The 15,025-nt window shown below is 33.7% G+C and carries 12 protein-coding genes; 10 read left to right on the top strand and 2 right to left on the bottom strand.

The features are described from left to right. Positions 1-1,258 precede the first annotated feature (1,258 nt). Positions 1,259-3,355: a PAS domain-containing sensor histidine kinase gene (locus H8718_RS18280; protein WP_249334364.1), complete on the bottom strand. Its 2,097-nt coding sequence runs from the start codon at positions 3,353-3,355 to the stop codon at positions 1,259-1,261. Positions 3,356-3,787: 432 nt separating this feature from the next. On the opposite strand from H8718_RS18280, the gene H8718_RS18285 reads away from it, so the two are divergent. From H8718_RS18285 to H8718_RS18295, 3 genes are all read left to right on the top strand, one after another. Beyond that, entirely contained in the window at positions 3,788-4,342 is a 555-nt protein-coding gene (locus H8718_RS18285) for a TIGR01440 family protein (RefSeq protein WP_249334365.1), read from the top strand. 95 nt (positions 4,343-4,437) lie between these two features. After that, entirely contained in the window at positions 4,438-5,046 is a 609-nt protein-coding gene (locus tag H8718_RS18290; RefSeq protein ID WP_249334367.1) for a hypothetical protein, read from the top strand. 88 nt (positions 5,047-5,134) lie between these two features. Further along, on the top strand, positions 5,135-5,434 hold the full coding sequence (locus H8718_RS18295; protein WP_249334369.1) for a sodium ion-translocating decarboxylase subunit beta: 300 nt from the start codon (positions 5,135-5,137) through the stop codon (positions 5,432-5,434). 270 nt (positions 5,435-5,704) lie between these two features. Here the strand turns inward: H8718_RS18295 and H8718_RS18300 are convergent, their stop codons facing one another. Beyond that, a complete protein-coding gene (locus H8718_RS18300; protein ID WP_177668849.1) occupies positions 5,705-6,067 on the bottom strand; it encodes a CvfD/Ygs/GSP13 family RNA-binding post-transcriptional regulator in 363 nt (120 codons plus the stop codon). Between the two features lie 136 nt (positions 6,068-6,203). Between H8718_RS18300 and recJ the strand changes: the two genes are divergently transcribed. The 7 genes from recJ to hemZ all read left to right on the top strand — a co-directional run bounded on the left by recJ (position 6,204) and on the right by hemZ (position 14,861). Beyond that, positions 6,204-8,516 (top strand): single-stranded-DNA-specific exonuclease RecJ, encoded by a 2,313-nt coding sequence (gene recJ, locus H8718_RS18305; RefSeq protein WP_249334372.1) that lies wholly within the window; start codon positions 6,204-6,206, stop codon positions 8,514-8,516. Between the two features lie 14 nt (positions 8,517-8,530). Next, positions 8,531-9,043, top strand: a complete 513-nt coding sequence (locus H8718_RS18310; protein ID WP_177668845.1) for an adenine phosphoribosyltransferase — start codon at positions 8,531-8,533, stop codon at positions 9,041-9,043. Positions 9,044-9,568: 525 nt separating this feature from the next. Next, on the top strand, positions 9,569-11,803 hold the full coding sequence (locus tag H8718_RS18315; protein ID WP_249334373.1) for a RelA/SpoT family protein: 2,235 nt from the start codon (positions 9,569-9,571) through the stop codon (positions 11,801-11,803). 9 nt (positions 11,804-11,812) lie between these two features. Next, positions 11,813-12,262, top strand: coding sequence for a D-aminoacyl-tRNA deacylase (gene dtd, locus H8718_RS18320; protein WP_177668842.1), 450 nt, complete (start codon positions 11,813-11,815; stop codon positions 12,260-12,262). A gap of 72 nt (positions 12,263-12,334) precedes the next feature. Next, positions 12,335-12,763, top strand: coding sequence for a hypothetical protein (locus tag H8718_RS18325; protein WP_249334375.1), 429 nt, complete (start codon positions 12,335-12,337; stop codon positions 12,761-12,763). After that, positions 12,760-13,401, top strand: a complete 642-nt coding sequence (locus H8718_RS18330) for an MBL fold metallo-hydrolase (RefSeq protein WP_249334378.1) — start codon at positions 12,760-12,762, stop codon at positions 13,399-13,401. The genes H8718_RS18325 and H8718_RS18330 overlap by 4 nt, the downstream gene beginning before the upstream one ends. Positions 13,402-13,415: 14 nt before the next feature. Beyond that, the gene (hemZ, locus tag H8718_RS18335; RefSeq protein ID WP_177668836.1) at positions 13,416-14,861 is read left to right on the top strand and encodes a coproporphyrinogen dehydrogenase HemZ; all 1,446 of its coding nucleotides are present in this window, start codon (positions 13,416-13,418) and stop codon (positions 14,859-14,861) included. Positions 14,862-15,025 lie beyond the last annotated feature (164 nt).

Raw genomic sequence — 15,025 nt, forward strand, 5'->3', positions numbered from 1 at the left:
ATGCTAGGTGCAGGTTCAAAACAAGAAAATCCTTTATTCGGAGCGCCAATGCATAGTGAAAAAGTTGTGTTTAATGAAGCTATACTAGCTACAGGAGCAGCTATACATGCATATAGTGCCATCATGTGGCTGAAAAATAATAAGTGAACATAATAATCAGTTGTTCTGATTAATTGTATATTTGCTGATGCTAATTCGCTAGTATTACTTGCCTTAAGTAATGTACTAAGTCTTAGTAGAGGACTAGCTACTGCATTACTACCTCTTAAAAAAGTTGCAAATGAACTGAAAAAGAAGTAGATTCGTCCTAAGGTAAGATACAAAAAATAGTTATTTCAGTAAAGGCTAGGACTTCGGTTCTAGCCTTTATTTTTTGTATACAAAAAGAAGTAGACTAGGGAATCTACTTCTTAAGTCAAAGAAATCCTGTAAATTTGGGGGAGTTACAGAGGGTAATTATAAATATCACTATAATATATAAGTAATATTTATAATTATATAATAATATTTCTTATGAAAAGAGTCAATAATTAATATCATATTATTATTATAAAAAGTTATAAAATATTATAATTAATTATTGAAAATTTGTAGAAGTGTATCAGATAAAGTGATATTACATTTAATGTAAGGGGTTATCTAGGGGAATAAATACAGGAAAAAGATACTACACGTAAAGGGGATAATGTGTAGTATTTTTTTTGTACAGAAATAGCAGGATGCTAGACACAAGGCTATTTAATAAAAAAAGATAGCCTACTAGGCTACCTTTTTTTAGTGAGATTTATATTATTAAAAGAACGAACTGTATAAATAATATACTATTGCATAAAATTAAAATCAATCTATTAATAGGAATAGAAAGTAGTACCAAGATGAAGAGACTAGCTTGAGCCTAGTCTCTTTTTAGTGTTTTGATTTGACACCTATTTGACACCTACCATAAAATTAAAAAAGGAATTATAGGAAAAATTAAAAAACAAGAAGCCTTTATTTTCAACGTATGCATACACTATATGGAATTATAAGTACATAAATTTATAACTCTTAATCTGAGGGTCCTGGGTTCGAGTCCCAGACGGTTCATTAATTGATAACACTAGAAAAGCCCTTAGTATCAAAGGTTTTAGCCTTGTTTACTAGGGGTTTTGTATTTACAGTAGCAAAAAAGGGCATATAAGTTCTGTATAAAATTAAAAAGCTCAAATTATTTGAGCTTTTTTAATTCTTTTAACATTATTTAGGTTAAATTTAAAATTTACAAATCATAAATATCGGAGAATTCAATTCTACATTTATAAGTCAATTGTTCTTCTTTTTCAATCCAATCTGTCTCATGTACAATCTGTTTTTCTTCTACTTGAGTAATAGGAAGGCTTACAATAAAAGTAGAACCCTTTCCTTCTTCACTTTCTACGCAAATAGTTCCTTGTTGTAATTCTACTAAGCATTTTACTAGTGCTAATCCAATACCTGACCCTTCTTGCTTTCTGGAAAAGGAGCTATCAACTTGGGCAAAGCGTTCAAAGATCATGGCGTGTTTTTCTTTTGGTATACCAACTCCAGTATCTTTTACTAGGATTATCAACCTATCATCTATTATATTTAAATTAAGTTCTATGGAATCACCTTTATTTGTATATTTCACTGCATTAGAAAGTAAATTGAGTATAATTCGTTCCATTTTTTCTGGGTCACAAGCCATAATGAGCTCTTCTACTTCAGTATCAAAAGTAATAGAAAGGTCTTTGTTTTTAACATATTCAATGACTGACATAGTAATATCTTCTATAAGCCTTACAATATCGCAATTGATTAATTTAGCTTCGTAGTAACCAGCTCCAATTTTAGATATATCGGTAATATTGTCAATGAGCCTTAGTAATCTAAATACATTTTGTTTCGCAATGTTTCTATATCTATCAATTTTTGTAATATCCATGTCTATCGGACCATTCTTAGCTATGTCTTTTAATTCTAGTTCTAACATTTGTATCATACTATACATAATATTGAGTGGTGTTTTTAACTCGTGGGACATATTCGCTAAGAATTCTGTTTTGAGTGTCTCTAGCTGTAAGGCCTCTTTATAAGCTGTTTTTTCAGCTTCTATTTCTTTTCTAATAAAGGACTCTTTTCTTAACTCTAATGCGTATTCTAGACTCTTGAAAATAATAGCTATATGTTGGCAGAGTTTATCAATGATACAGCATTCCATAAGAGGATATTGGAGTTTAGATTTATAGGTAGTAAAAATCGCGCCCATAAATTCACTATTATATTCAATAGGATTAATTCGTATATAGTTGCATTCTGGAGTTTTTAAATCTTTTTGTATATTACAGTGTACACGCTGTTCAAAATCTGCTAATGACCACTCTACATTTTCACGTAGTAACTCTAATAGTGTATCGCCATTCATATTTAGAGAATGTATCGGAGGAAATTCTTTGCCATCTTTTCGTAGCCTACAAATTTCTTCTACTTGATGGGTAATATTATTGAATTTTAATATAATAATACTATTTCCTTGAAAGAGGTTAGCAGCTCTTGCACTAAAGTCTAAGGACTTCATTAATTGACTGTAGAGCATTTGGTTATCTACGATGCAATCTGGATCACTATTTTCTATGACTTTAGTGATATCTATATTTTGTTTTAAAATACTATATTGACTAATGCCTATATAGCCTTGATAAAGTTGCTGATCATTAAATATTGGGATTTTTATGAGTTGATATTGTAAATTACCATCCTCATTTCTTATAATTCGTTCTTCATTAATCATAATATTTTTTCTAAGTACGCTTTGATCATCTTTGAATATATTTTTATCTAAGGTATCTTTATATACATTATTTGGATGCTGTTGTAAGAGTTCATTTGTAGTAGAGAACCTATGTGTAGAGCTAAGCTGATTGACTATTGTAAGTGTATTAGCATTACTGTATTTATAATTGTCATCTTCATCGGCTATCCACACAGCATAGGGCATATTTTCTATAATTAATTCTAATTCCTTAGTGTTATATTTAGTTTGTGTATCTTCCTGGATTACTAACCAAGAGCTTTCTTGACCACACCATTTATCTTTAAATAACTTACCTGATACTTGAATAGGGGGGAGTTGGTAACCACTTAATAGAATATCAATAGTTTGCCCTGTGAGTACTTCCTTTTCACTAATGATCATGTCAATTGGCCCAGATATTATTTTTTGGAGATGTTCATTATAGAGCTCGTCTTTACTATATTTTAATTGTTTTAATAGACTATAATTACAAAACTGAATTTTATAATCGTCATTAAAAATAACAATTCCTTCGCTTAAATAGTCTAGTAGTTTTTCACTCATAATGAACCACACTCCTTGCAATTAATAGTTTCACTATTATCATACTACAATTTGTAAAAATTTAATATTTTTTTGTGAATTATATTTCTTTTTGTAAGTTGGTTGAGTAAATATAAAAGCTATTTGTTTGGGGGAGATTTTACAAAGATAAACAAATGTATGAATAGGCTTCATTAGACTAATTGTAAGCGTGAAGGTTATAAGATGGGGAGCAGAGAAGGGAGAATGCTACTTAAAATCGTGTACGTAGTGTGGTAAGAGTATTGATGAGGAATCTGTAGTTTGTATTCAATGTGGGAGACAAGTAGAAATGAGTATCTCTAGTAGCATAGCTATGAGGGAGTTTACTTTATAATCCTGTTGAAAGATTATACAGACATTCTATAATATAAACTATAAAACATAATAAGGTGATTAAGGAGATTAAAAATCATGAAGGATTTATTAGAAAATGTCTATAGAGAAGCTAAAATAGCAGCTAAAGAGTTATGTGAAAAAGCCAAGCTTCAGCCAGGTCAAATTGTTATTATTGGCTGTTCTTCTAGTGAGGTAGGGGGCGAACATATTGGGACACACTCTAGTCCTCAAATTGCTCAAGCTGTGTTTAAAGGACTTTATGAAGTATTCTCTAAAGAACAAGTTTATCTTGCAGCTCAGTGCTGCGAGCATCTTAATAGAGCAGTTATTGTAGAGCGTGAAGCTGTACCTTTTGCTGAGAGGGTGAATGTAGTACCTCAGCCAAAGGCAGGTGGTTCTTTTGCAACAACAGCTTACCATACGTTTAAAAATCCTATTGCTGTCGAGGAAATCTGTGCAGATGCAGGTTTAGATATTGGAGGGACTCTTATTGGAATGCACCTTAAGAAAGTTGCTGTACCTATTCGATTAAGTGTAGATCACATAGGAAATGCAATCTTATTAGCTGCACGTACTCGACCTAAATTTATTGGCGGTTCTCGTGCTTTGTATGATGAAAATATTCTTTAGAGGGCTATAGAAAAAAGTATTTTGTAGCCATGGCAACCTCATAAAAATTGGATTTAGCGTATACTAAAGACATAAAAGAAGTAAGGAGGATGACAATGAGTGCTTTTTTAGGACCTATTCACTATTGGTTATATAATAAAATACAACATCAGCAGTCACTAGTAGATCAAGTAATCGCATTTGGGAAAGAAAAATATTCTCTTTCTTTAGAAGAAACATGTAACGAAAAATATGGATTAACTGAAAGAAGAAGCTTAGAAGAAGTAATTGATGAAAGTAATATTCATGGATGGCTACAGGTACAGGTTTCAAGAGTTGAATATAAATTAGCTTATTGCACCACTGAGTTATTAAAACAAGAAGGGATGCAATTAGAAGAGCTTAAAGCTATTTTCTATAAACAAGGTGTAGAAAAAAGAAAGACATTAGAAAAAGGCTTAAATGCGGTGCAGTTATTTAAGGTGATTCAAGATACATTATTAAATGGTATGCCATGTGATCATGCAGAAGTAGTAGTAGAGCAAGATGATAACCAAATTGTATGGCAAAGAAGAGTATGTGTGCATGAGAAATACTGGGATGAAGTAGGCGGGAATGTAAGAAACTACTATGCCTTAATAGAAGCATGGCTTAAGGGCTTTATTGAAGAGGGGCAAGAAAGCTTTATAAAGGAAGATGAAATAACTTATAAAATAAAGGCTTAGAGGAAACTCTAAGTCTTTTTTATATAAATTATTTTATGAAAAATATGCTAATATAAAAGTATAGTAAAGTATAAGAAGGGAGAGAGAAATGATGCAGAAAAAAAGTAAACTAATAGGCTCGGTTATTTTAACTATAGTAGGTGCCTGGGGGATGATTATTACATTGCTATCAGATGTACTTATTAAATGGATAATACAATGGCAACTTGCAAAGGCTGTGGGAGGAAATAGAAATACAGTAGGTATAATAGGCGGAGCAGATGGGCCAACAGCAATATTTTTTGCGGAGACTCAAGCAACAATAGGGAGTAAATTACTTTTTATTGCTCTCTTTGCAGTATGTACAGGCATAGGCATTATGTTTCTAGTTAGGTGCGGAAGAAAATAAAGGAAAGTAAAAAAGACCCATAAGCAGATGCTTATGGGTCTTAGTGCTATATATTCAAAATAAAGGGGAGATGAATAAGCTAATGAGTATTAGCTTTTGGATGATTTAATGATAGCACTCAATTCTAGCCTTAGCAAGGGCTCTCGATGAAAGTTCAAAATAGTTCACAAATCGTACATTAAGTTTATGATTTAGTCAAATTTATAATATAAATGAAATATTAGACATGCAAAAAGACAGGTACTATGTACCTGCCTTTTATAGAAGCTCTTAGCGATTAAGTCTTTTGTTAATGTCTGTTTGACGATCAGTTGAATCTTTTAGGAAGCCCTTCATTAAAGTTTCAAAGTCTGCTGGTGGCGCTTCTTTTTTAGGCGCTCTTTGTGGTGCTGGCTTTGCATTTTTCATTGAAAGAGAGATCTTACCTGTCTCTGGGTCAATAGATAAAATCTTTACTTTCACAGTGTCTCCCACTTTAACTGCGTCAGCAATATTTTCTAGAAAGCCATGAGTGATATGTGAAATGTGCACGAGTCCTTGAGTTTTCTCGTCTAATGAAACGAATGCTCCAAACGCTTTAACACCTGTTACTGTACCTTCAATAATTTGTCCTACTTGAAATTTTTCAGTCATGATAACACTCCTAATATAGTAAATAACGTATAAATTATATCATAAGAATAAAACCATTGTATAGATATAAAAATAAATAAAGACGGAGAAAAAATATGTTATAATAACCTTATGAATGAGAGAGGGTGAACAATGATTGCTACCAAGTAAATATAAATGGCATAGCCAGATAGATAGTACAGAAGGAAATATTATAGAGAAAATTTTATATAGACGCGGGATAAAAGATCATGAAGAAATAGAGCGTTTTTTAACACCTTCCAAGGAGCAGTTACATTCGCCTTATTTATTAAATGATATGGATAAAGCTGTAAAACGTATACAGCAAGCAAAGGCTTTAGAGGAACATATTGTAATCTATGGAGACTATGATGTAGATGGTGTAACAAGTACTTCTATTTTATATATGTTTCTAAAGGAACAAGGTTATAAAGTATCTTATTATATTCCAAACCGTACGGAAGAAGGCTATGGTCTTAATAAAGGTGCCATAGAACTGATTAAGGAATATAGTTCTTTAATGATTACAGTAGATACGGGGATTGCAGCTAATGAAGAAGTGGATTTTGGAAATACAATAGGTATGGACATTATTATTACAGACCATCATGAATGTCAGGAGAGCCTACCTAAGGCATTTTGCGTCATCAATCCTAAAAGGCCTGATACTACATATCCTTTCGATAGTTTAGCTGGTGTAGGTGTAACTTTTAAACTTATACATGCTTTAGCTATAGCTCAAAATGCAGTAGAGAAGATATGGAAGTATCTAGATATTGTGGCACTTGGGACTATTGCTGATGTGGTACCGCTTAGAGATGAGAATCGTATTATCACTTATTTTGGGTTTGAAAGAATGAAAGATACCGTGCATCCAGGGCTTAGAGCCTTATTAAATACGGTACGAAATGGTGAGCTTAAAATTACATCTAACTTAATTGGTTATCAGCTTGGACCACGTATTAATGCAGCAGGACGTATTAGTGATGCTAAGATAGGAGTTGAGCTTCTTACAACGAAAGATGAAAAAGTAGCTAAGACTATTGCAGAAGCCTTAGAGAATGAAAACCGTAAGCGCCAAGATATGGAAATGGCTATTTTAAAGGAAGCGGAAGCTTATATTGAGCAGTATGTAGATGTGAAAAATGAAGATATTATTATTGTAGCTGGTAAAGAGTGGCACCATGGTGTTATTGGGATTGTAGCTTCACGTATTTTAAGTAAGTATTATAAGCCTACGATTATTTTAACTTTAGAAGATGGTATTTACTCTGGATCTGCACGAAGTGTAGAAGGGTTTAATATTTTTGAGGCTTTAAATCATGTGAAGGAGCATATGATAAGATTTGGTGGTCATGAAATGGCAGCAGGGCTTTCATTAGAGGAAGCAGAACTTGAACCTTTTAGAAAAGAACTTAATGCCTATGGTAAGGAACTTTTAAATGAAGAGCTCCTTACCCCCTCCTTAGATATCGATTTAGAGCTTCCAGCTGACAGTATTTCGCTTAACGTATGCGATGAGCTAGATAAAATGGAACCTTTTGGGGTATGTAATCCAACGCCTACTTTCGCAGTAAGAGGGTTTATACAATATGCTCAGAAAATTGGTGGGGATAAGCATTTAAAAGTTGCACTTCAAAAAAATCATACTGTATTACATTGTATAGGATTTGATAAAGGCTATTTGGCTGATTGCCTAACAGAAGGCGAAGAGGTTATTGTAGCATGTGAAGTTACTAAAAATGTATGGAATAATAAAACATCTGTACAGCTTCGTATTAAGGATATTATTTCAAGTGAAGAAAGTATATTAAAGAGTAAGTATTATTTATCTCTTTATAAAGCATGTAAAGTGCCACAGATACCTTCAGGGCTACAACTTATTAAGGAAAAAGAGCCTGTTATACCGCCTATTGGAGTTTATACAGAGCATAGTTTTAAAGAAGCTATTAAACATTATAGTAAGCATAAAAAAAATATTACTATCTTAGGAAAAGTGTGTTATAATGATTGTTGGTCTTTAGAAGAGGAACCGATGATTTGTGTAATGCCAAACAAAAAAGCCAGGAAGGATATGCTTTGTTACGAATGGGATTTTACAACTCTAGGGCCATATAGGTGTCTAAGTACTTCATTAGAACAGCACAAATTACAAATATCTAAGATGGTACCAAGTTATACTGATTGTAAAATTGTCTATAAGTATTTAAAGCATAATCTAGGAGACATTTACTTACACAAATTAGTACAAATGTTTACAAGTTATGAAATGACGGAGTATAAATTACTACAAATACTAGATGTTTTTACAGAACTAGAGCTATTAAGTTATGAGCTCATAGAAGAAAGAGTTGTATATAGATTATTAACAGGTAATAAAACCAAACTAGAGCATTCTAAGCGGTACATGAGTTTGCAAGAATTTGCACAAAGTATGAAAAAGAAGTAATCAGGAGGATGCATATGGATTTAAATACATTAATTAGAGATGTAGAGAATTTCCCAAAGGAAGGTATCTTATTTAAAGATATCACTCCATTATTACAAGATGCTAAAGGTTTACAAGAATCTATAGATAAAATGGCAGAATCAGTACAAGATGTTGATTTTGACATTGTAATTGGACCTGAGTCAAGAGGATTCATTTTTGGTGTTCCTTTAGCCTATAAACTTCAAAAAGGCTTCGTTCCTGTTAGAAAACCAGGTAAATTACCTTATGAAACAATTGGCCAAAGCTACGATTTAGAATATGGTAGCAACACAATTGAAATGCACATTGATGCAATCAAACCAGGCCAAAAAGTAATCATTGCAGATGACCTTCTTGCAACAGGCGGTACAACAAAAGCTATCGTTGACCTTGTAGAAAAACTTGGTGGTGAAGTTGTAAAGATTGTTTATCTTATTGAACTCGAAGGCTTAAACGGTAGAGAACTCCTCAAAGGACAAAATATCGTTTCCTTACTTAAATACTAATTATGATTTAACATGAAAAAGACACGTAGTCCATCCACTACGTGTCTTTTTTAGTAGCTTAACCCTAAAAGTTATATAGCATATATATACTAGTAAATTAATCATATAGCATAGATTCGGTACTGTTTATAATCAGGCTCAGTTATGTAATGGGGGCTTCACACGGTAGAAATCTTCTGGAAATATTTTCTTTAGGATTTTGAGTAGGTAGAGGGGCTTGGAGCCTATATCTGGAACTTTTTCTAAAGATCTATGAAATTTGAAGCGGGATGCACTTCGTGCTATGTTTAAGGCATAGACAAGTTTGGTAGGTTATGGAACGGAGAAAGAGTATCCGCTCTTAAAAAGTGGAAGTGTTAGGTGGAAAAATGAGCCGCACACTCTCCACTTTCCCCCCTACACCCCATATTTCAACAGTTTCTACAATAATGGCATTGAATTTTTATTCTAACATGACTATAATAATATAATAAATATAATAAATATAATAAATATATGCAAGTGACGAAAAAGGGGGTAGACTCGATGCCTGATGAAATTTATGAAAAGCTCATTAACCGAATACGTTCATACCATCCGTCGGATGATGTCAGCATGGTTGAAAAGGCTTATAAGCTTGCAAAAGAAGCCCATGAAGGCCAGCTTAGAAAGTCAGGAGAACCATATATTATCCACCCTCTCCAAGTGGCATATATATTAGCAGACTTAGAGCTAGACATTGAATCCATTACAGCAGGAATTCTGCATGATGTTGTAGAAGATACGGATTATACTTTAGAAGATATTGAGAAACTTTTTAATAAGGAAGTCGCTCTTTTAGTAGATGGCGTAACTAAACTGGGCGTTATAAAATATGCATCAGCTAATAAAGAACTTCAAAAAGAAGAAATACAAGCAGAGAATTACCGTAAGATGTTTCTTGCTATGGCGCAAGATATCCGTGTAGTCCTTATTAAGCTTGCTGATAGACTTCATAACATGCAGACACTTAAGTTTATGCCACCGCATAAGCAGAAGAGAATAGCAGAAGAAACACTTACAATTTATGCGCCCATTGCACATAGACTTGGTATTTGCAAAATTAAAGCAGACCTTGAAGACTTATCCCTCCGTTATATTGAGCCGGAGGTCTATTATGATTTAGCTCAAAAAATTGCTAAGAAGCGTAGTGAGCGTATGGCTTACATTGAGCAGATTGTAGAGCAGATCAAGACCAAGTTAGAAGAAGCGGGCATTGAATGTACAGTTGAAGGGCGTCCTAAACATTTCTTCAGTATTTATAAAAAGATAGTTAATAAAAATAAAACACTCGATCAAATATATGATTTATTTGCGGTAAGAGCAATTGTGCATAATGTTAAAGATTGCTATGGCGTTCTAGGTATTATTCACGAGCTCTATACGCCAATTCCAGGGCGTTTTAAAGATTATATTGCCATGCCTAAATCTAATATGTATCAGTCTCTTCATACGACACTTATGGGCAGTGAAGGTACGCCTTTTGAAATTCAAATTCGTACGGAAGAGATGCATAGAACGGCAGAATATGGTATTGCAGCACACTGGAAATATAAAGATGGTAATCATACAGAAGCTGTTGGTAGCGCTAAAGCTGAGGAAAAACTTGCTTGGCTTAAGCAGATTCTTGAGTGGCAAAGGGATATGGATGATAATACAGAGTTCATGAATGCCCTTAAGCTAGACCTTGATATATATACAGATCAGGTATATGTATTCACACCAAAAGGTGAGCTTTTAACTTTACCAAAAGGTTCCACACCGATTGATTATGCATACTATATCCATAGTGATATTGGTAATAAGATGGTGGGTGCTAAGGTTAATAGCAAAATTGTCAAAGTCGACTATATTATTAAAAATGGTGATAGAGTAGAGATTTTAACTTCTCAAAATTCTAGAGGCCCTAGCCGTGACTGGCTTAACATTGTTAAGAGCACACAAGCTAGAAATAAGATTAACCAATGGTTTAGAAAACAGTTTAAACAAGAAGATATTATAAGAGGTAAAGAACTTCTTGAAACATGTGCAAGACAAAGAGGTTATAGCTTATCAGCACTTTCTGACTCGCAGTGTATAGAGAATGTTTACAAACGCTATGGGCTAAAAAATTGGGATGCTGTATGTGCGTCTATAGGATATGGTAGCATTAAAGAAAGGCAGATTATACAGCGTCTTATTGATGAAAATATCAAGCTTAAGAAAATGCCAATTACACCACAGCAGATTTTAGATGCACATAGTGATAAAGACGGCTTTGTAGAAGAGAAGCAGCCTAAGAAGAGTAAGAGTGGTATTGTCGTAAGAGGAGTAGGAGATGTAGCTGTTAGATTCTCTAAATGCTGTAGACCACTTCCTGGTGATGATATTGTTGGTTATATTACAAGAGGACGAGGAGTATCCATTCACCGTCAGGATTGCACAAATATTGTGCATATGTGTGAAGAAGAGAAAGAGCGTCTTATCGAAGCACAGTGGTTTAATGAAGAAGAGAGTCACCGTACGTATATTACTGAAATTCAAATTACAGGTAGTGACCGTCTGGGTATTATTGTAGATATTTCAAAAATCCTAACGGATATGAAAGTACCTGTTAAATCACTCAATGCAAGAACAACTAAAAATCATGAAGCAATCTTCAATATTCGTATTGAAATTACGCATACGTATCAGCTTGATGAGCTCACACGTAAAGTTATGCAGATACCAGATGTTGTAGAAATTGAACGTGTTTCATCGTAAGGAGATAATATGAGAGCAGTTGTGCAACGTGTATTAGAAGCTTCCGTTACAATAGAAGGTGAAGTTGTAGGACAAATCAATAAAGGCCTTATGGTACTTGTTGGGATTAAGGCAGATGATACAGAAGTAGATATGGATTATATCCTCAATAAAATAAGCGGTTTACGTATTTTTGAAGATGAACAAGGCAAGATGAATTTGTCTGTTCAAGATGTGGAAGGTAAGCTTCTTATCGTACCTAACTTTACGCTTTATGGCAATGCTATTAAAGGTATGAGACCAAGCTTTACAGCTTCAGGTAGTGTGGAGGAAGCTAGGAAAAAATATGAGTGCTTTATGAGTAAGCTTGAGGAAAAAGGTGTGCCTTTTGAGGCAGGGCAGTTCCAAGCAGATATGAAAGTAGCACTTATTAATGATGGTCCTGTTACCATCTTGTTAGATAGTAGTAAAACATTTTAGAAAGAAGAAGGATAGCGCCATAAAAGCTGCTATCCTCTTTTTTAAAGTATGAGTAGATAAAGGGGTGAACTTATGATTATTCGTCGTAGAAATACATGGAGTGATAAAGGGGTATCTTTTGCCTGTATTATGACATCAGTACTACTTATTAGTAATAATATTAAGATGTATCAAGTATTAGGGCATATGAATAGTGTGGATTTAATTTGTAGCATAGGGGGGATACTTTTCGGAGCGCTTTTCCTTTATACTTCAAGAATGAAGTACTTAGAATTGGAACATAACTACATAAGTTGGTATACTTGGTTTTTTGTAAAACATACGTTAAAACGGGAAGAAATTAAAGATATTAAGATGAAAACGTATTATATCATTGTGGTGAAACAAAATAATAAAGAAGTATGGATTCCTACAAGATGTGTGAAATTAAACGACTTAGAAGAAGGTAAGAAAGTTCTTAGAACTTATGCCATATCAGATTTAGAAGAGGTGGAAAAATGAAAATAGAACGTGTAACAGTAGGTATGCTTCAGGAGCAGACATACTTTGCTATTGATGAAAAAACAAAACAAGCTTTTATTATAGATCCAGGTGCAGATGAGTATGCACTCATTCATAAAATTGATACAGATGGACTTAAAGTAGAGAAGATTCTTCTTACACATGGTCATTTTGATCATATAGGAGCAGCTGCAGCTATTAAAGCGCACACAAACTGTGAAATTGTTATTCATGAAGAAGGTAAGCGTTACTTAGAAGATCCTCGCTATAACTTGTCTACAGCATTTGGTGATGGAGCTATGACTCTTCAAGCTGACCAATATGTGAAAGATGGTGATGTCGTACAAGTAGAAGGTACTGACCTTAAGTTTGAAGTTATTCATGCTCCAGGGCATACATTAGATGGTGTAACTTACTACAATGATGCACATAAAGCAGCCTTTGTAGGGGATATTATTTTCAAAGGTTCTATTGGTCGTACTGATTTTATAGGTGGGGATATGGCTACACTTATAAGAAGTATTAGGGCAGGAATTTTCACACTTGAAAGAGAAGTGACACTTTATCCAGGACATGGAGACCCAACGACAGTAGGCTTTGAAGTACTCAATAACCCATACTTTAATATGTTTGAATAGATAGGAAAGTTAAAATGATAAATTTAAAATGTATAAATCATGATACAGAATATGAGATTAATAATATTATCCATCTCTTTGAGCCTTATATAGAAGGTGACTATGAGCTTGAAAGCGTTTATGAAAAAAATCTTGCCACAGCCAAGCTCATTAAAGAAGACAATGTGATTTTTGAAAAACAAAGCCCTATAGATGAGGCCGATACAGAGCTTAAAGCTAAGAAAAATATGAAACTTATGCTTAAAGAGACGGTTTATGAAGTCCTTTACCAACTTACAGGCAAAGCTATGCCGTGGGGGATGCTGACAGGAATTAGACCGACTAAGATTGTCCATGATTATCAAAAACAGGGTATAAATGAAGCTACTCTTAGAGAGAAGTTTGATAAAGTCTATCATATTTCACAGGATAAAGTAGACCTGATGATAGAGGTAGCTAAGGCAGAAGAAGAGATTTTAAGTAAGAACAAGCAAGATGAAATCAGTATTTATATTGGGATTCCATTCTGCCCAACACGATGCGTATACTGTTCCTTTACAGCTTATTCTTTAGAAGCTAAGAAAAATCATGTAGAAACTTATTTAGATGCCCTTTGCAAAGAAATTAGCTTTATTGCAGAGGCTCAAAAAGGTAAACCAATTCGTAGCCTTTACATTGGTGGGGGGACACCTACAAGCTTAAATGAAGCGCAGCTTGAAAGACTCCTTAATCATATTCAAAATGTATTTGAACTTGAACAGATTGAAGAATATACAATTGAAGCGGGTAGACCAGATACTATTACAAGAGAAAAACTTGAGATTATGAAACGTATGAATGTAGGACGTATTTCAATTAATCCTCAAAGTATGAATCAAAAAACATTAGATGCTATTGGGCGTCACCATACTGTAGAAGAAATTAAAGAAGTCTTTAAAATAGCTAGAGAGTTAGGGCATGACAATATTAATATGGATATTATTTTAGGTCTCCCAGGTGAAGAGGTAGAAGATGTAGCCCATACATTAGAAGAGCTTAAAAAATTAAATCCAGAGAATATTACAGTGCATACAATGGCTATTAAGCGTGCGTCTCGATTAAAGGAAGAGCTTAGAAAGTCTGATGAAATGGCTTACCAACTTGCACAAGCTAAGAAAATTGAAGCCATGCTAGACTTAAGTCAACAAGCATGCAGAAGCATGGGTCTTAATCCTTATTATATGTACAGACAAAAAAATATGTTAGGTAATTTTGAGAATGTAGGCTATGCTAAGCCAGGTTATGAATGTATTTACAATGTAGAAATCATGGAAGAAAGTGAAAGCATTATTGCTGCAGGGGCAGGTGCAATCACAAAGATGGTTTACCAAAATGGTGAGCGCATTGACCGTATTGCTAATGTAAAAAGTTTAGAAGACTATATTACACGCATTGATGAAATGATAGAACGCAAACGCGAAGGATTTATGAAATATAGATAATAAAAATAAAAAAGTTGGAAATAATAAGGGGTAGTACTGGCAATATGAACTGCTACCCGTCAAGTAGACAACTAAAAAAATAAAAACTTTTTACTACCATTAGATTCAGATCTAGTGGTAGTTTTTTATGCTACCTGCAAATAAGCTTGGTGTTTTTCAAAAGG

Source organism: Zhenhengia yiwuensis, from assembly GCF_014384995.1.
In the GTDB taxonomy this organism is placed as follows: Bacteria; Bacillota; Clostridia; order Lachnospirales; family Cellulosilyticaceae; genus Zhenhengia; species Zhenhengia yiwuensis.